At 74.1% G+C, this 17,579-nt stretch carries 15 protein-coding genes; 7 read left to right on the top strand and 8 right to left on the bottom strand.

Annotation, left to right across the window (positions count from 1 at the left end; genetic code table 11):
• Positions 1 to 24 precede the first annotated feature (24 nt).
• From ACZ7JZ_RS11405 to ACZ7JZ_RS11390, 4 genes are all read right to left on the bottom strand, one after another.
• On the bottom strand, positions 25 to 2,541 hold the full coding sequence (locus tag ACZ7JZ_RS11405; protein WP_470936293.1) for a dolichyl-phosphate beta-glucosyltransferase: 2,517 nt from the start codon (positions 2,539 to 2,541) through the stop codon (positions 25 to 27).
• Complete coding sequence (locus ACZ7JZ_RS11400; protein ID WP_470936290.1) at positions 2,538 to 3,278, bottom strand: GntR family transcriptional regulator; 741 nt, start codon at positions 3,276 to 3,278, stop codon at positions 2,538 to 2,540. The genes ACZ7JZ_RS11405 and ACZ7JZ_RS11400 overlap by 4 nt, the downstream gene beginning before the upstream one ends.
• Positions 3,279 to 3,413: 135 nt before the next feature.
• Positions 3,414 to 4,772, bottom strand: a complete 1,359-nt coding sequence (locus ACZ7JZ_RS11395; RefSeq protein WP_470936287.1) for an aminotransferase class III-fold pyridoxal phosphate-dependent enzyme — start codon at positions 4,770 to 4,772, stop codon at positions 3,414 to 3,416.
• A gap of 121 nt (positions 4,773 to 4,893) precedes the next feature.
• Positions 4,894 to 5,784, bottom strand: a complete 891-nt coding sequence (locus ACZ7JZ_RS11390) for a hypothetical protein (RefSeq protein WP_470936284.1) — start codon at positions 5,782 to 5,784, stop codon at positions 4,894 to 4,896.
• Between the two features lie 297 nt (positions 5,785 to 6,081).
• Between ACZ7JZ_RS11390 and ACZ7JZ_RS11385 the strand changes: the two genes are divergently transcribed.
• The 3 genes from ACZ7JZ_RS11385 to ACZ7JZ_RS11375 all read left to right on the top strand — a co-directional run bounded on the left by ACZ7JZ_RS11385 (position 6,082) and on the right by ACZ7JZ_RS11375 (position 9,719).
• Entirely contained in the window at positions 6,082 to 6,753 is a 672-nt protein-coding gene (locus tag ACZ7JZ_RS11385) for a DJ-1/PfpI family protein (RefSeq protein ID WP_470936281.1), read from the top strand.
• Positions 6,754 to 6,772: 19 nt separating this feature from the next.
• A complete protein-coding gene (locus ACZ7JZ_RS11380; protein WP_470936279.1) occupies positions 6,773 to 7,303 on the top strand; it encodes a MarR family winged helix-turn-helix transcriptional regulator in 531 nt (176 codons plus the stop codon).
• A 508-nt stretch (positions 7,304 to 7,811) separates the two neighbouring features.
• Positions 7,812 to 9,719, top strand: a complete 1,908-nt coding sequence (locus ACZ7JZ_RS11375) for a serine/threonine-protein kinase (protein ID WP_470936276.1) — start codon at positions 7,812 to 7,814, stop codon at positions 9,717 to 9,719.
• On the opposite strand, the gene ACZ7JZ_RS11370 is transcribed toward ACZ7JZ_RS11375, so the two are convergent.
• Positions 9,704 to 10,243, bottom strand: coding sequence for a GNAT family N-acetyltransferase (locus ACZ7JZ_RS11370; protein ID WP_470936273.1), 540 nt, complete (start codon positions 10,241 to 10,243; stop codon positions 9,704 to 9,706). The genes ACZ7JZ_RS11375 and ACZ7JZ_RS11370 overlap by 16 nt on opposite strands.
• 136 nt (positions 10,244 to 10,379) lie before the next feature.
• On the opposite strand from ACZ7JZ_RS11370, the gene ACZ7JZ_RS11365 reads away from it, so the two are divergent.
• From ACZ7JZ_RS11365 to ACZ7JZ_RS11355, 3 genes are all read left to right on the top strand, one after another.
• Entirely contained in the window at positions 10,380 to 11,765 is a 1,386-nt protein-coding gene (locus ACZ7JZ_RS11365; RefSeq protein WP_470936270.1) for a sensor histidine kinase, read from the top strand.
• Positions 11,762 to 12,421, top strand: coding sequence for a response regulator (locus ACZ7JZ_RS11360; RefSeq protein WP_470936267.1), 660 nt, complete (start codon positions 11,762 to 11,764; stop codon positions 12,419 to 12,421). The genes ACZ7JZ_RS11365 and ACZ7JZ_RS11360 overlap by 4 nt, the downstream gene beginning before the upstream one ends.
• Positions 12,422 to 12,490: 69 nt before the next feature.
• Positions 12,491 to 13,720 (top strand): cytochrome P450, encoded by a 1,230-nt coding sequence (locus ACZ7JZ_RS11355; protein WP_470936264.1) that lies wholly within the window; start codon positions 12,491 to 12,493, stop codon positions 13,718 to 13,720.
• 27 nt (positions 13,721 to 13,747) lie between these two features.
• Here the strand turns inward: ACZ7JZ_RS11355 and ACZ7JZ_RS11350 are convergent, their stop codons facing one another.
• Both ACZ7JZ_RS11350 and ACZ7JZ_RS11345 read right to left on the bottom strand, forming a co-directional pair.
• Entirely contained in the window at positions 13,748 to 14,185 is a 438-nt protein-coding gene (locus ACZ7JZ_RS11350) for a hypothetical protein (protein WP_470936261.1), read from the bottom strand.
• A gap of 33 nt (positions 14,186 to 14,218) precedes the next feature.
• Positions 14,219 to 15,100, bottom strand: coding sequence for a diacylglycerol kinase family protein (locus tag ACZ7JZ_RS11345; protein ID WP_470936258.1), 882 nt, complete (start codon positions 15,098 to 15,100; stop codon positions 14,219 to 14,221).
• Between the two features lie 163 nt (positions 15,101 to 15,263).
• On the opposite strand from ACZ7JZ_RS11345, the gene ACZ7JZ_RS11340 reads away from it, so the two are divergent.
• Positions 15,264 to 16,547, top strand: coding sequence for an adenylosuccinate synthase (locus ACZ7JZ_RS11340; protein ID WP_470936255.1), 1,284 nt, complete (start codon positions 15,264 to 15,266; stop codon positions 16,545 to 16,547).
• Positions 16,548 to 16,647: 100 nt separating this feature from the next.
• Here ACZ7JZ_RS11340 and ACZ7JZ_RS11335 read toward each other — a convergent pair whose 3' ends face one another.
• Entirely contained in the window at positions 16,648 to 17,529 is an 882-nt protein-coding gene (locus tag ACZ7JZ_RS11335; protein WP_470936252.1) for an alpha/beta hydrolase family protein, read from the bottom strand.
• Between the last annotated feature and the right edge of the window lie 50 nt (positions 17,530 to 17,579).

Here is a 17,579-nt window from a genome sequence, read left to right as displayed (position 1 = left end):
TGGCCGCGGCGGCAGCGGAGCCGGTCAGGGGGCCGGGGTGTAGGTCCAGACCCAGCAGTCGAGGATCTTGACCGGGGGGCGGCCCAGGAGGTCGGTGACGGTCTGGCGCAGGACCGCGGCGTGCTCCTCGCCCGCCGGGAGGACCAGCGTGCCGGCGCGCCACCAGTCCAGGTCCGCGCGGGCCTGGGCCCGCCACTCGGGGCCGATCGCGGGGGCCGGTTTGCCGTGGCGGATGTCGTTGAGCATGTTGGAGGTGTGGCGGGGGGTGGCCCCGTAGATGCCCATGCGCTCGGGGCCCCAGGGGCCCATGAAGTAGCCGCCGGGCAGCCGGAAGCCGAAGTCCTGGTCGATCTGCCAGTGGAGGGCGTCTGCCGAGGCCGGGTCCGGCACCGGGACCGGGACCAGGGCCCGGCCTTCCGGAAGGTACTTCTTCCACAGCCCGGAGGCCACGAAACGCGGCACCTCCGCCCGCTCCTTCACGGGGAAGGGCGTGGGGAGGATGGGGAGCAGCGCGGCCGCGACGGCGATGGCGCCGAGCGTGCGGTGCTTGGGCGCGGGCGAGGACAGCGCCCGGCCCAGGGCCAGGGCCACGAGGATGCCCAGCGCGGGCGCGCAGACCATCGCCACCCGGCCCTCGATGACCGATTCGAAGAGCGGCTTGTCGGCCAGCAGCTTCCACGGGCCGGGCAGGACCAGGTCCGTGCCCGGGACGCCGATGCGCTGGCCGAGGGAGAGCCAGGCCATGAGCAGGGTGGTGACGGTGAGGGCCCGTACGGCGGTGCTGCGCCACAGCAGGTACGCGGCGGCCCCGCACAGGGCCAGCAGGGGCCAGCCGTAGAAGGCGTTCTGCTCGGTGCGGTTGAGGGCCAGCGCGTCGGCGGTGGCCTCGTCTCCGAACAGGGAGCGCTGGGCGTACTCGACGAAGGCGAGGGGGCTGTTGCCCGCCGCGTCCCCGTGGAGGACCGAGGTGTAGCTCTGCGGGCCGAAGAACTGCCACCAGAGGGGGAAGGCGACGATCGGGATGCTGACGGCCGCCGCCACGCCGAGGCCGCCCAGCAGCGGGCGCCAGACCTCGCGGGTGACGTCCGGGCGCATCAGCCCGTACGAGACCGCGAAGGCGAGCATCCCGAGGGCGGCCAGGAGGAAGGCCTCCTCGCCCAGGAAGACCTGGTAGGCGGAGAGCAGGCCGAGGACCACCCCGTCCCGCCGGACCCGGCGCGGGTGGCCGGGGGCGCACAGGCGCAGGGCGCGGTCGACGATCAGGGGGATCACGAAGAGCACGCAGAAGTTCGGGTGCGCGTTGGCGTGGGAGATCATCGGCGGCGCGAAGGCGGCGAGCGCACCGCCGGCCGCGGCGGCCCAGCGGTGCTCCGGGACCAGCCAGCGGCGGATCACCCAGTACCAGGCCAGGGCGGTGGCCGCGAGCCCGAAGGTGAGGACGACCGCCCAGGTCAGGGTGGGTCCGAAGGCCAGGGTCAGCGGGGTGAGGGGCACGGACAGGCCGAGCATGACCGTATTGCCCATCAGGTTCACGCCGTCGGGCATGCCCTGGAAGGTGGTGAAGAGGGGGTTGCGCAGGTGGACGACGTTGTCGGCGGTGACGGCGAAGAACCACTCCCACTGGTTCTGGTCCTGCCCGGAGTCCGCGAGGTAGCCGCGGCCCAGGTCGGCCCACAGGTTCTTGTAGAGCAGCAGGGCGCCGAGGAGGTAGAGGCCGGCGACGGCGAGGCCGGCGGCGTTGAGCCGGGCCAGTTCGCCGAGGACGCGCAGGTAGTCGGTGGGGCGGACCTTCGAGCCCTCCTGGTGCGACCAGCGCACCGGGACCTCCGCGACCGGCCAGCCCTGGCGGCGGAAGTAGCGCAGGACCTCCACGTCGATGCCCCAGCCGTCGAGCCGGGAGGCGGCGAAGGCGGCGCGCGCCCGGTCGCCCTCGAAGAGCTTGAAACCGCACTGGGTGTCGCGGATGCCGGGGACGGCGACGGCGCGGATGAGGCGGTTGCCGAGGCGGCCGGTGAACTCGCGGACGCGGTTCTGGTGGCGCTCGATCCGGGCGTCGGGGTGGGCGCGGGAGCCCACGGCGGCCTGGATGCCCTCCCCGTCGGCGGAGTCCGTGAAGGACTTCTCCAGGTTTTCGAGCTCCTCCATGGGGGTGGCCAGGTCGGCGTCCATGAGGAGGACCCGGCGGCCCGTGGAGGCGAGCACCCCGGCGCGCAGGGCGTGGCCCTTGCCGCGGTTGTGCTCGGAGGTCAGCAGGCGGATCCGGGGCTCGGCCGCCGCGGCGGCCGCGACGAGCCCGGCGGTGGCGTCCGCGGAGCCGTCGTCCACGACGATCAGCTCCCAGGCGCCGCGGCCGGTGCCGACGTGCGCGTCGAGGTAGGCCCGGGCGGCCTCCAGGGTGGGGCCTATCCGCTCCTCCTCGTCGTAGGCGGGGACGACCACGCTCAGGTCCACGGCGCCCAGCCAGCGGGCGGCGGAGGCGGGCTGCGGGGCGGGGGCGGGAGGGCCGGCGGGGGTGGCGGGAGGGCCCGCGGGGGCGGTCACGCGCGGGTCCCGAGGACCGGGGCGGGGGCGGGCTCCGCGGGGGTGCCGGCGCCCGGTGCGTCCGGGTCGGGCGGGAGGCCGTCCGCCCAGTCCAGTCCGTTCTGGTTGTACGCCTGGACGAGCCGGCGCACCTCCTGCGCGTCCCCGCGGGTCACCGCGTCGACCAGGGCCCCGTGGTCCGTCCACAGCCCGTGCAGGGCGCGGGGGTCGCGCTGGAGGTGGGGGACGGCGAAGACCCAGCACTGCACGCGGATCCGGTGCAGGAACTCGGAGATGTACTCGTTGCCGACGAGCCCGCTCAGCTCCCGCCAGAACCGCAGGTCGTAGCCGACGAGCACTTCCAGGGCCCCGCTCTGCGCGGCCCGCCGGGCCTCGTCGGCGCGGCGCCGCACCGACACCAGGGCCTCGCCGGCGCCCGGCCCGGAGCCGCGCTCCGCGAGCCGCCGGAAGATCCCGTCCACGACCAGGGTCCGCGCCTCGACCATCCCGCGGAAGTCCGCGACGGTGAAGACGCGCACGCGGAAGCCGCGGTGCTGTACGGACTCCAGGAGCCCCTGGGCCGACAGGTCGACCAGCGCCTCGCGCACGGGGGTCGCGGAGACCTCGTACTGCTCGGCGATCTGCTTGACGGTGAACTCGGTGCCCGGCGGGAGGCGTCCCGCGAGCACCTCGTCCCGCAGCGCGTCCGCGATCTGCTGGCGAAGTGTGTTGCGGGTGACAGCGCCGCTGCCGGCCATGGGGTCCGTCTCCTCTGTAGGGCTCCGGACACCTTAGGCCAGCGGGCGGACCCCGTCAGTGCGCGCGATCACCCCGCGGACGGGCAACCGCGGCGGGCGGGACGGAGTCCGCCCGCCGCGGGGAGGGGCCCGGGACTACGCCGTGGTGTGGCGGTCCGCGACCGTCAGGGCCTCGTCCAGCAGGGCCAGGCCCTCCTTGGCCTCCGCCTCGGTGATGTTGCAGGCCGGGACCACGTGGGTGCGGTTCATGTTCACGAAGGGCCACAGGCCGGACTTCTTGCAGGCCGCCGCGAACTCGGCCATGGGGGCGTTGTCCGCGCCGCCCGCGTTGTACGGGACCAGCGGCTCGCGGGTGGCCTTGTCCTTGACGAGCTCCAGCGCCCAGAAGGTGCCGAGGCCGCGGACCTCGCCCACGCTCGGGTGGCGCTCGGCGATCTCGCGCAGGGCCGGGCCGATCACGTTCTCGCCGAGGTGGGCCGCGTGCTCCACGATCCCCTCCTCCGCCATCGTGTTGATCGTGGCGACGGCCGCGCCGCAGGCCAGCGGGTGCCCGGAGTAGGTCAGGCCGCCCGGGTAGGGGCGGGTGGCGAAGGTGTCGGCGATGGCGCCGGAGATCGCGACCCCGCCCAGCGGGACGTACCCGCTGTTGACGCCCTTGGCGAAGGTGAGGAGGTCGGGGGTGACGTCCCAGTGCTCGGCGGCGAACCACTTGCCCGTACGGCCGAAGCCCGCCATGACCTCGTCCAGGATGAAGACGATCCCGTACCGGTCGCAGAGCTCGCGCACGCCCTTGAGGTAGCCGGGCGGCGGGGTCATGATCCCCGCGGTGCCGGGCACGGTCTCCAGGATGACCGCGGCGACGGACGCCGGGCCCTCGAAGGCGAGGGTGTCGGCCAGGTGCTGGAGGGCGCGCTCGCACTCCTGCTCCTCGGTCTCGCTGTGGAAGGGCGAGCGGTAGAGGAACGGGCCCCAGAAGTGCACCACGCCCGCGGAGGCGGTGTCGGAGGGCCAGCGGCGCGGGTCGCCGGTCAGGTTGATCGCGGCGGCGGTGGCGCCGTGGTACGAGCGGTAGGTGCTCAGCACCTTCTGGCGGCCGGTGTGCAGGCGGGCCATGCGGACCGCGTTCTCCACGGCCTCGGCGCCGCCGTTGGTGAAGAAGATCTTGTCGAGGTCGCCGGGGGTGCGCTCGGCGATCAGGCGTGCGGCCTCGGAGCGCGACTCGACGGCGAAGCCCGGCGCGAGGGTGCAGAGCCTGGCGGCCTGCTCCTGGATCGCGGCCACGACCTTGGGGTGCTGGTGCCCGATGTTGGTGTTGACCAGCTGGGAGGAGAAGTCGAGGAAGCGGTTCCCGTCGTAGTCCCAGAAGTACGAGCCCTCCGCGCCGGCCACGGCGAGCGGGTCGATCAGGTCCTGGGCGGACCAGGAGTGGAACACGTGCGCGCGGTCGGCGGCCTTGACGGCCGCCCCTGCTGCGGGATCGGCGTGAGGGGTCATGCCCTCAAGGCTAGGAGTCCGGGGAGTGGACAGGACATCGGCACCTTGTAAGGGCCGAAGGGGCCTCCCTCGGCAGCGTGTCTGCCGAAGGAGGCCCCTCCGAGTCGTGCGTTCGTACAGGTCAGCGGCCGGTGTAGACCGGGGCCTGCTGCTTCGGGGCGCCGTAGACGTAGTTGGCGAGGGTGCCGTTGGCGTTGAGGACGACCACGGTGTTGTTGTCCTGGACGATGACCGGCTTGCCCTTGGCGTAGAAGGTCACGGCGCCGTCCCAGGAGCCGTGCGAGGTGAGGCGCATCCCGTAGAGGCCGTTCTTCTTGACCAGGCGGATCTTCTCGCCGTTCCAGGTCTTGTAGACGCCGAGCTTGGCGGTCGGGGTGGTGGTCCCCGTCCAGGTCAGCAGGCCGCCGTCGATGTTCAGCGCGAGGTAGCGGTCGGAGACCTTGCGGACGTCCTGCCAGGAGTCGCCCTGCGGGTTGACGTAGCCGACGAGCTTCTTGCCGAGGAAGACGCGGGCCTTGAAGTCCTGCGGACCGGCCTTGAAGGTCTTCACGGTCAGCGTGCCGGCCTTCGAGCCGAACTTCTTCACGGAGACCAGGCGGCCGGCGGAGTTGCAGTCCTCGGGGAGCTTCGGGAAGGCGACCGGGGCCCACGGGGTGTTGCCGCCCTGGGTGCGGTGGTGGAAGACCGGGGCGTCGGAGAGGACACCGGTGATCTTCATGCCGACGGCGTTGTTCACCGGCTTGGTCTGGTCGACCGTGTAGATGACCTTGCCCTGCTCGTTGCGCATCTGCGCCGTGGCGCCGGTGTGGGCGCTGCTGGTCAGCTTGACGGTCAGGCCGCCGAAGACGGACGGGACGACCTTGCTCTTCACGCAGGTCTCGGCGACCACGACGGACGAGGGCGCCTGTGCCTGCACCTCGGCCGGCGCCGGGGCCGCGAAGGCCGCGGTCGGGGCCGCGACGGCGCCGAGGAGGGCGGCGGCGGTGACGGTGGCGCTGAGGGCGGTACGCATTACGACTCCTGATGAAGCTCGTGAGGTGGGTGTAGGAGAGCCGCATGCCGTGGTCTCGTCCGGTCCGGTGGTGCTGTCCGTGTGAGTTCTGGCTGCCTGCAGGAAGAAATCTATGGATCTTGGTTCCGTGAACCGTCCAGTCCGTGTCACGGGACTGTGACGGAGCCGAAACGGAACATGACAACCCACTTATCGGACCGCCTTCCGATCAATTGACAGCACGCTGTCGACATGACAGCCTTCTGTCATAAGGAGAACGGCGCAGCGAAGGCACCACCGACTACGGAGGCGAAGACGATGAGCGCGGACACGGCGAACCAGCGGGCGGCGGGCCCGAAGGCCACGACCGGCACCAGGAAGCCCGTACACCTGGCCGTGTACGACACCTACGCCGACTGGGAGACCGGCCACGCCACCGCCTACCTCGCCCGGCGCGGGTACGAGGTCCGGACCGTGGCCCTCGACCCCGGCGCGACCGTCACCACCATCGGCGGGATCCGCATCCAGCCCGACACGGCCCTCGCCGACCTGCGCCCCGAGGACTCGGCGCTGCTGATCCTCACGGGCGCGGACGCCTGGGACACCGGTGACGAACTGGCCCCCTTCGCCCGTACCGCCCGCGCCTTCCTCGAGGCGGGGGTGCCGGTGGCCGCGATCTGCGGGGCCACGGCCGGACTCGCCCGCGAAGGACTGCTCGACGACCGGGCGCACACCAGCGCCGCGCCGTTCTACCTCGCGGCCACCGGGTACGGCGGCGGGGAGCGGTACAAGGACGCCGACGCCGTCACCGACGGGGACCTGATCACCGCCGGACCCACCGAGCCGGTGGCCTTCGCGCGCGAGGTCCTGGGACGGCTCGGGGCGTACGAGGGCGAGGTACTGGACGCCTGGTACCGGCTGTTCGCGCACTCGGACCCGAGCGCGTACGAGGTGCTCGCGGCGGCGGAGGCGGAGCAGGGCGATGCGTGAGGGTGCCGATGCCGCTGACGTGACTGACGTCTCTGACGTCTCTGACGTCTCTGACGTCTCCGACGTGCGGGCTCTCCAGGTGCTGCTCTCCCGGACGGCGCTCGGGGTGTTCCGGCTGAACGGCCAGTTCCTCGCGATGTCGGAGGAGTTGGCGCGGCCGGCGGGGATCACGGCGGCCGGGTGGCAGGTGCTGGGGGCCGTCCTGCGCGAACCGATGCCCGTGGCCGGGATCGCGCGGGCCATGGGGATCACGCGGCAGAGCGTGCAGCGGACCGCGGACCTGCTCGCGGACAAGGGGCTCGCGCGGTACGCGCCGAATCCGGCGCACCGGAGGGCGAAGCTGCTGCACCCGACGGAGGAGGGACGGGCCGCCGTCGCCCGGATCGCCCCCGGGCACGCCGGGCTGGCAACGCGGCTCGCCGATGCGCTGGGCGCGGACGGGTTCGCGGAGACCGCGCGGGTACTGGAGCGGTTGGGACGCGCCCTCGACGACATCACCGACCCGGAACCCCGGCCCGGATCGCTGACCGGCCGGGACCCGAAGCCGTAGCCGTGACCTGGTCCGGGGCGCTCCGCGCCCGGTTGCGCTCAAACGCCGCGCGGGCTGGAGTTTCCCGCTGTCGGCTGGATCGCTCGGCCACCCCCATTCCGTGCGCTCCGCGCCCGGTGCGCTCAAACGCCGCGCGGGCTGGAATTTGCACCCGTCAGCCGAATTGCGCGGCCACAAGCGGGGTTTGCAGCGACAGGTCGGCAACAACCAGTCGCAGGTACGGCCACGCAGAGGGTTGCCGCTGCGCGGCAAAATCCAGCCCCGCCGGCGATTGAGGCGCGGGGTCCGGGCACTTCCAGCCTCGCCGGCGATTGAGGCGCGGGGTCCGGGCATTTCCAGCCTCGCCGGCGATTGAGGCGCGGGGTGCGGGGCGGAGCCCCGGATGGGTTCAGAGCCGGCGGGAATTGCGGCCCGGCGTCGGGGGAAGGAGTTGATCCGGCCTCGGCGGGCAGGATTGCACGGTTATTCTCGGGCCGTCCGGCCAGTCCAGGGGGAGGACCTCGCGGCCATGGAACAGCTCACTCCCGGCGACCCGCGCCAGATCGGCCGCTACCGCCTCCTGGCCCGCCTCGGCGCAGGCGGCATGGGTCAGGTCTACCTGGCGCGCTCCGACCGGGGCCGGACCGTAGCCGTGAAGCTCGTGCGGCCGGAACTGGCCCGGCAGCCCGAGTTCCGGGCCCGTTTCCGGCAGGAGGTCGCCGCCGCACGGCGGGTCGGCGGGGAGTGGACCGCGCCCGTGCTCGACGCCGACACGGAGGCCGAAGTCCCCTGGCTGGCCACCGGCTACGTCGCCGGACCCAGCCTCCAGACGGTGGTGGCGAACAGCTTCGGCCCCCTGCCCGAGCGCTCCGTACACATCCTGGCCGCCGGACTCGCGTACGCCCTCCAGGACATCCACACGGCCGGGCTGGTCCACCGCGACCTCAAGCCCTCCAACGTGCTCGTGACCCTCGACGGCCCGCGCGTCATCGACTTCGGCATCGCCCGCGCGCTGGAGGACCCCGGCGCGGCGGCCGGTGGACCCGGCGCCTTCACCTCGCACACCCGCACCGGCGAACTCATCGGCTCCCCCGGGTTCCTGGCCCCCGAACAGCTGCGCGGGGAACCGGTGACGCGGGCCTGCGACGTGTTCTGCCTCGGTTCGGTGCTCGCCTTCGCGGCGGGCGGCGCGCTGCCCTTCGGGGACGCGGACGGGGACGGCGGGGCCGCGGCCCTGCTGCTGCGGATCGCCGACTCCGAACCGGACCTCTCACGCGTACCGCAGCCCCTGCGGGAGCTGGTCCGGGACTGCCTGCACAAGAACCCGGAGGCCCGGCCGACCCCGGCCGACGTCCTGGCGCGGGTGGGTGCGGGCGACACCGTCGCGGACGGGCGCGCGCTGGAGCCCTGGCTCCCGGCGGCCCTGGTCGCCCAGCTGGGGCGGCACGCGGTGGAGCTCCTGGACCGCGAGGACGCCGGTCCGGAGGGGCCGGGAAGGCCCGAGGGGCAGGGGCAGGGGCAGGGGCCGCGGCCGCAGCCGGTCCAGGACCTGCCGACCCGGGTGGCGCCCGGGCCGCGGGCCGCGCCGGGGCCGGTTCCGGTTGCGGGTCCGGTTGCCGGTCCGGTTGCGGGAGCGGCGGGGGGATTCGGGGGCGGGGCCCAGTCGGCCGTACCGCCCGCGCCCCCGCACGCGCCGGGGGGCCACGGCGGGCCCGGCGGGCCGTACGGGGCGCCCCTCGTGCAGCCCCCGCAGCCTCCCGTCGCGCACACCCCGCACGCCCCCACCGCGTGGTCCCAACGGCCCCAGGACACCGGGTCCGCGGTCGGCGGCTCCCCCGGGGCGTACGGCGGTTACGGGCCCCCGCCCCCGTACGGCGACCAGCAGCCGCCGCGGCGGACGGTGTCGACGGTGTTCCTGGTGGCCATAGCGGTGGTGGTGGCCCTCCTCGCGGGCGGATCCGTGTACGCGTTCATGAAGTCGGCCGGGGAGCCCGGCGCGGGCGGCACCCCTTCCGCTACGGCCTCCGCTCCCGGCCCCACCGACGACGGCGAACCGGCCCCGCAGACCACGGACCCCGAGCCGCCCACGGATTCCCCCGAACCCCGGGCGACCACCCTCCCCCGCGAGTACCTCGGCACCTGGACCGGCGCCACCGGGGCCGACGGCACCTCCTGGGAGCTGACCCTCAGCGCGGGCGGCCCGGGGGACACGGTGATGTCCCTGACCGGCACGGGCGCGCAGTTCCGCTGCACCTGGGCGGCGACCCTGCGCAGCGCCGGGCCGCCCGTCGAGCTGGACCCGTCCACCGTCACCGACGGCGCCCCGGAGTCCTGCTCCCCCGGCCAGTGGAGCCGGCTCACGGTCCGGCCGGACGGCTCGCTGGAGCGCGAGCTCGTCGGCTCGGGCAAGCCCCCGGTGGTCTACTCCCGTTCCTGAAGCGGCCGGGGGTGCGGCCAGGTGTACTCGTACTCGGGGAGCTCGAAGCCCTCGGGGAAGCGGCAGGTCCGCTCGTCGGTGAGCCGGGCGCCCGAACGCTCGTAGAAGGCCGCCGCCCGGACGTTCGCGCACAGCACCTCGACGTACAGGGGCCGCCCGGGGTGCTCGGCCGCGGCCCAGGCGCGGGCCCGCGCGAGCAGCCGGCTCCCGGTTCCGGCACCGGTGCGGCCGGGGCGGGCGTGCAGGTTGTCGAGGAGCAGGCGGCCGTCGGGGGTCGGCACGAGGTACGCGAAACCGTCCACGGGGACGGCCGTCTCGGCGGTCTCCGCCAGCAGCAGGACCGCACCCGGGACCGGTTCGGCCAGCCGCTGCCGCCACACCGCGAGCCGGCCGCCGTACACGTCTCCGGCGAGGTACCAGTCCGGCATGATCCCGGCGTACGCCGTCCGCCAGCTGTCCGCGTGCAGCCGCGCCACCTGCGCCGCGTCCCCCGCGCCGCCCGTCCGTATCCCTCTGGTCCGCATGGCGGGAGCCTCGCACACCGTGCCCCCTCCATCGCAGGGGCGAGCGGTCACGGGCGCGTAGTACTTGAGGGGGACCCCCGGGAATCCGGCTCCGCGGCGACGCGGGGGACGGCGGGGGCCGCCTACGGTTCTGGGTATGAGCGACACGACCGCCGGGGGGACCCGGACCAAGGCCGGGCCACCCCCGGAAGTCCGCATAGCCACCGCACTGCTCGGCAGCTTCCGCGCCGACATGACCGAGGACGCCTTCGGGTACCGCCCGCTGCCGCCGGCCTCCGTGGACGGGCCCTTCGCCCGGCTGGTGCCCCGGCGCATCCGCCCGTACGCGGCCTGGACCCCGCACGCGGTGGTGGTCGGGGCGGCAGTGTTCGTCCTGTTCATGGCGTACATGCTCGACAGTTGGGGGAACGGGGCGGCGGCCCTGGCCGTGAGCGGGCTACTGCCTGTGGCTGCCGTTCTCATGACTCTCGCCCGGCCCGTCGGCGCCTGGTGGACCTCCGTCGGCGTGACCACCGTCCTTGCCGTGCTCGGGCCCGGCATGGACTGGCCCTGGGCCCCCGCGACCTTCGTCGCCCACCTGACCGTGATGACGGTTGTCGGTCTGCGGACCAACAAGCGGGTGGCAGCCTGGATGTGGGCGCTCACCGTGGCCCTGGGCATCATGCTGGGACTGGGCCTCGGGCGGGACCCCGGTGCCCTGGTCGCACCCATGGCAGTCGTCTCCGGCATCGCCATGCTCGCCGTCACCATGGTCCACGTCCGCCGCGAGGCCGACCTCAAGGTCACCGCGCAGCAGGAGGTCACCGCCGTCGAGCGGGACAAGCGGACCCTGCTGGAGGAGCGCACCACCATCGCGCGGGAGCTGCACGACGTCGTCGCGCACCACATGTCGGTCGTCGCCATCCAGGCGGAGGCCGCGCCCTACCGCGTCGAGCACACGCCCCCGGAGCTGGAGGCGGCCTTCGCGACGATCCGCGAGAACGCGGTCGCGGCCCTCACCGAGCTGCGCCGGGTGCTGGGCGTCGTACGGTCGGCGGACTACGAGGCCCCCGACGCCCCGCAGCCCACGCTGGCCCAGCTGGACGGGCTCGTCGCCAACGTGCGCGAGGCCGGGCTGTCCGTGGACAAGACCGTGACCGGCGCCGTGCGGGAGCTCCCCCAGGGCGTGGAGCTGTCGGCGTACCGGATCATCCAGGAGGCCCTGAGCAACACGCTGCGGCACGCGCCCGGCGCCACCGCGGGGGTCGAGGTCTCGTACGTGCTCGGCGGGCTCGGCCTGCGGATCCACAACGGGCCGCCGAGCCGCGACGTGCAGCCCTCGCCGGGCGCCGGGCACGGGCTCACCGGGATGCGCGAGCGGGTGGCCATGCTGGAAGGGGAGATGACCAGCGGGCCGACGGCCGACGGCGGGTTCGAGGTCGCGGTGTTCATCCCGGTGCGGGCGGCCGCGGCGCAGGAGGCGGAGACCGTCACGCTGGCGAAGGCCGCGCCCGCCGGGGGCGACGACAAGGGCGCGGCATGAGCATCAGGGTCCTCATCGTGGACGACCAGATGATGGTCCGCGAGGGCTTCTCCGTCCTGCTGAACGCCATGCCCGGCATCGAGGTGGTCGGCGAGGCCGTCGACGGGCGCGAGGCCATCGCGCAGGTCGCGGCCCTGCGGCCCGACGTGGTCCTGATGGACATCCGGATGCCGGTGCTCAACGGGCTGGAGGCCACCCGGGAGATCGTCGCGGCGGACGCCGACGCGAAGGTGCTGGTCCTGACCACCTTCGACCTGGACGAGTACGTGTACCAGGCGCTGCGCGCCGGGGCCTCCGGCTTCCTCCTCAAGGACGCGTCGGCGCGGCAGCTCGCGGACGGGGTGCGGGTGGTCGCGGCGGGCGAGGCCCTGCTCGCGCCCTCCGTCACCAAGCGGCTGATCTCGGAGTTCTCCCGGCTGGCCGAGTCCCCGCGGACCGCGGAGCGGGCCTCGGTCGCGGAGCTGACCGACCGGGAGACGGAGGTGCTGGTCCTGATCGCCCAGGGGCTGTCCAACTCCGAGATCGCCGACCGGCTGGTGGTCGCCGAGTCCACCATCAAGACGCACGTCAGCCGGATCCTGGTGAAGCTGGGGCTGCGGGACCGGACACAGGCGGCGGTGTTCGCGTACGAGGCGCGGCTGGTGACGCCGGGCTGAAGTGCACCGGTCCAGGCCCCGCGGCGCAAGGAGGGCCCCTGCGGGAGACGGGTGGGCTAGCGTCGGGTCATGAGCAGCCGCGGTGGTGGTGAGGTCCGGTTCGATCCCTGGTCGCCCGCGTTCGTCGCGGACCCCTACCCGGCCTACCGGGAGCTGCGCTCCCGCGGGCGGGCGCTGTGGTCGCAGGAGACCGGGCAGTGGCTCGTCCCGCACTACGCGGACGTCGCCGCCCTGCTGCGGGACCGCCGGCTGGGGCGCACGTACCTGCACCGCTTCTCGCACGAGGAGTTCGGCCGGAACCCGCCCCCGGCCGCGCACGAGCCCTTCACCGTCCTGAACGGCAACGGGCTGCTCGACCTGGAGGACCCCGACCACGCGCGCGTACGGAGGCTGGTCTCCAAGGCCTTCACCCCGCGCACGGTGGAGCGGCTGGCCCCGGCCGTGCGCCGGATGGCCGCCGCACTGGCCGGGCGGCTGGCCGCCGAGGGCGGCGGGGACCTGCTCACCGGGCTCGCCGAACCGCTGCCGGTGGCGGTGATCGCCGAGCTGCTCGGGGTCCCCGGGTCCGACCGGGAGCTGCTGCGGCCCTGGTCGAAGGACATCTGCGGGATGTTCGAGCTGAAACCGGACGAGGAGACCGCGGCGCGGGCGGTCCGGGCGTGCACGGAGTTCGACGCGTACCTGCGGGAGCTGATCGCCCACCGCCGCCGCGACCCCGGCGAGGACCTGGTGTCGGCGCTGATCGCGGCGCACGACGAGGAGGGCCGGCTGAGCGAGCAGGAGATGGTCTCCACCTGCGTCCTGCTGCTCAACGCCGGCCACGAGGCCACGGTGAACACCACGGCGAACGGCTGGTGGACCCTCTACCGGCACCCGGAGCGGCTCGCGGAGCTGCGCGCGGACCCGGACGGACTGCTGTCCACAGCTGTGGAAGAACTCATGCGGTACGACACCCCGCTCCAGATGTTCGAGCGCTGGGTCCTGGACGAGATCGAGATCGGCGGCACGGTGATCCCGCGCGGCAGCGAGGTCGCCCTCCTCTTCGGCTCCGCCAACCGCGACCCCGCCCGCTTCCCCCGCCCCGAGGAGCTGGACCTCGGCCGCACCGAGAACCCGCACATCACCTTCGGCGCCGGCATCCACCACTGCCTCGGCGCCCCCCTCGCCCGGCTGGAGCTCACGGCCTCCTTCGGCGCCCTCCTGGCCCCGGACATGCCGGAGCTGCGGCTCGTACGGGAGCCGCAGTGGCAGGACGGGTACGTGATCCGGGGGCTGCGGGAGCTGCTCGTGGAGTGCTGAGGGCCCCCGGGCCCCGGGGGGCCGCCGTCACCTGCCGCTGTGCTTGTCCATCCCGAAGCCGAAGCCGACCAGCAGTGCGAGCGAGCCCGCGCAGCCCGCGAGGAACCCGGCCGTACCGAAGCGGTCCGAGGCCTCCGGCGCGAACGGGGTGCCGCGCAGGGGCGCGTACCAGAAGACCGCGGCCTCCTGCGCCCCGCAGCGGAACCGGCCCGTCCGCCGGCCGTCCGACCACGGGTCCTCCCACACCACCGGGCACTCGCCGTCCCCGTCGCCCCCGGCGGGGCCCTCGCCGCCGTCGGCCCGCCGCACGGAGACCACCGCCACCCGGTCGTTCTCGGCCACGTCGGCGCAGAAGAGCAGGAGCAGCGCCCCCGCGAGCATCACCCACCGGAAGACCCCCGCCCAGGGTCTCCAGCGCAGCCGCCACCGGGGCCGCCACCGGGCCTTCCACCGCTTCCGCAGCACGGTCTCCCCCGCTCCCCCGCGGCCCGCGGACCCCTACCGCGGCACCGTCAGGCCCCAGGCCCCCGGTCTGAGGGTCCACGTGCGCCTGCGGACCGGGCCCGTGAGGCGGCCGTCGGCGCGGTAGCGGAAGTCCGCCCCCGAGACCGTGACCGACCGGGCCCGGGCCGTCAGCGCCGGGGCCGGGCCGTCCGTGCGGACGACCACCTCGGCCATGCCCCCGCGGGACACCACCGACACCTCCCGGACCGGCCGGTCCACATCGGTCAGCAGCTCCCCGTCCGCCTCCACCCGCAGCCGGTGCACCGCACCCGCCGCGGCCCCGGCCGCGCCCACCGGCGGCCGGACCAGGGTCCGCACCAGCGAGCGGCACGCGCTCCACACCGAACCGGCCGGCGCCCCGGACCGGGCCCCCGGCACCGTCCGGGCACCCACGGCGCCTGCGGGACCGCCCGCGGGCGGGATCCGCAGCCCGCCCAGGACCACCCCGTCGCTCTCGTCCACCAGCAGGTCGTGCCGCCGGACCGCACCGTCGAGGACCGCCCGCGCCGCCGCCACCGGACCCGCCGGCACCCCCAGCGCCCGCGCGAGGGACAGCTCCCCCAGCGCACCCACCGGCACCAGCGAGAGCGCCCCCTCGGCGAGCTCCCGCTCCCGGTGCAGCAGGGCCACGACCCGCACCAGCGCCCGGTCGTCGCCCACGATCACGGGCCGCCGATGACCCCGGCGGGCGAGCGCCCGCGCAAGCTCCTCGGGTCCGTCCGGGAGGCAGATCTTCGCCGCCGCCCCGGCACTCAGCACGTCCTTCGCGATCCGCACGGACTCGCCGTCGAAACGGCGGGCGACCGGGTCGACGAGCACGAGCAGGGCGGTCTCCGCCGCGCCCGCACGGCTCATGGTGGGCTCTGGAGCCGACACCTCGGTCCTTCCTCGGGTAGCATCTTTGTGCAAGAGCCCCTTGCGCTATTGCGCCAGGGGCTTGGTCTATTCCGGGGCACCGGTCCGACGGCTCAGCCTGCGGTGTACATCGTCGTACGCCCCCTGACCTTGGACATGCCCCATCCGGAAGAGGTGTACGCCTGTGCCCGCTCTTGTGCTGCTCGGAGCCCAGTGGGGTGACGAAGGCAAGGGAAAGGCCACCGACCTCCTCGGTGGTTCCGTTGACTACGTGGTCCGCTACCAGGGCGGCAACAACGCCGGCCACACGGTCGTCGTAGGCGACCAGAAGTATGCACTGCACCTGCTGCCTTCCGGCATCCTCACCCCCGAGTGCACCCCCGTCATCGGCAACGGCGTCGTCGTCGACCCGGCGGTCCTGCTCTCGGAGCTGCGCGGGCTCAACGACCGCGGAGTCGATACCTCCAAGCTCCTGATCAGCGGAAACGCGCACCTGATCACGCCTTACAACGTCACCCTCGACAAGGTCGGCGAGCGCTTCCTCGGCAAGCGCAAGATCGGCACCACGGGCCGCGGCATCGGCCCGACCTACGCGGACAAGATCAACCGCGTCGGCATCCGCGTGCAGGACCTCTACGACGAGTCGATCCTGACGCAGAAGGTCGAGGCGGCGCTGGAGGGCAAGAACCAGCTGCTCGCCAAGCTCTACAACCGCCGCGCGATCGAGCCGGCGCAGATCGTCGAGGAGATGCTCCAGTACGCGGAGCAGATCAAGCCCTTCGTCGCCGACACCACGCTGATCCTGAACAACGCGCTCGACGAGGGCAAGGTCGTCCTCTTCGAGGGCGGCCAGGGCACCCTGCTCGACGTGGACCACGGCACGTACCCCTTCGTGACCTCCTCGAACCCGACCGCGGGCGGCGCCTGCACCGGTACGGGCGTCGGCCCGACCAAGATCTCCCGGGTCATCGGCATCCTGAAGGCGTACACGACCCGCGTCGGCGCCGGCCCGTTCCCGACCGAGCTGTTCGACGAGGACGGCGAGGCGCTGCGCCGCATCGGCGGCGAGCGCGGCGTGACCACCGGCCGCGACCGCCGCTGCGGCTGGTTCGACGCCCCGATCGCCCGCTACGCCACCCGCGTGAACGGCCTGACGGACTTCTTCCTCACCAAGCTCGACGTGCTGACCGGCTGGGAGGAGATCCCGGTCTGCGTCGCGTACGAGATCGACGGCAAGCGCGTCGAGGAGCTCCCCTACTCGCAGACCGACTTCCACCACGCGAAGCCGATCTACGAGACCCTGCCCGGCTGGTCCGAGGACATCACCAAGGCCAAGACCTTCGCCGACCTGCCGAAGAACGCGCAGGCGTACGTGAAGGCCCTGGAGGAGATGTCGGGCGCCCCGATCTCCGCCATCGGCGTCGGCCCCGGCCGCACCGAGACGATCGAGATCAACTCGTTCATCTAGCAGCAGCCGCCCCGGCGGGGCGGCGGGAAGGGGCGGGACGCGCATCGCGTCCCGCCCCTTCCGCACGTCCGCCGGAGCCCCCACCGGGCCGGCCGGGCGCTCACCACGCCAGCTGGGCGATCTCCTCCGCCACCACCGCGCACGCGTCGGCCGAGGGGTCGATCAGCGGGAAGTGGCCCACGCCGTCCAGCAGGGTCAGGCCGACCGTCTCCCCCGCCCTCGCCGCCGCGTCGACGTACGCCTCCGCGACCCGCGCGGGTACGACGATGTCCTCGCGGCCGTGCACCACGGCCGTGGCGATCCCGGTGGGCAGCAGCGCCGCCGGGTCCGCGTACGGCAGCCGCTCCTCGAAGCGCCCCCCGGCCCCGCCCAGCAGCTGCGCGCACGCGCCGCCGCAGACGCCGAGCTCCTCCGCGACCCGGAAGTCGGCGATCGGCGCCAGCGCCACCACCCCCCGCAGCGGCGGGGGCTCCGGAAGCCGCCACGGGGAGCCGGCCGGCAGCACGTGCCGGGCCGCCGCCCACAGGGCCAGCTGCCCGCCCGCCGAGTGCCCGGTGACCACCACCCGCCGCAGATCGGCCTGCGGGAGGTGGACGGCGGCCAGGTCCGGCAGGGCGTCCAGGGCGGCCGCCACGTCCTCGAAGGTCTCCGGCCAGCGGCCCGCCACCGGGCCCCCGGCCCCCTGGTGCGGCACCGGGCTGCCGCACCGGTACTCCACGTTGGCCACGGCGAAGCCGCGCCGGGCCAGGAAGTCCGCGAGCGGGGTGACGTGCCCGCGGTCGTACGGGGCCCGCCAGGCCCCGCCGTGCAGCAGTACGACCAGCGGGGCGGACCCGGCACCGGCACCGCCGTGCGGGGCGTAGAAGTCCACGAGCTGGTCGGGATGGGGGCCGTAGGCAGCGGTGGCACCGGGGTCCACCGGCGGGTGCGCGAAGGCCGATGCGGCCTCGGCCGCATCCCGTTCCACTGCGGGGTCCGACATGCGGCAGTGCCTCTCGTGACACAGGGGGCAAGATCCGGGCAGCGGGACCG

The organism is Streptomyces sp. NPDC038213 (assembly GCF_055600495.1).
Note: the sequence above shows the minus strand (reverse complement) of the source record. Positions and strands in the feature narration are given on the sequence as shown.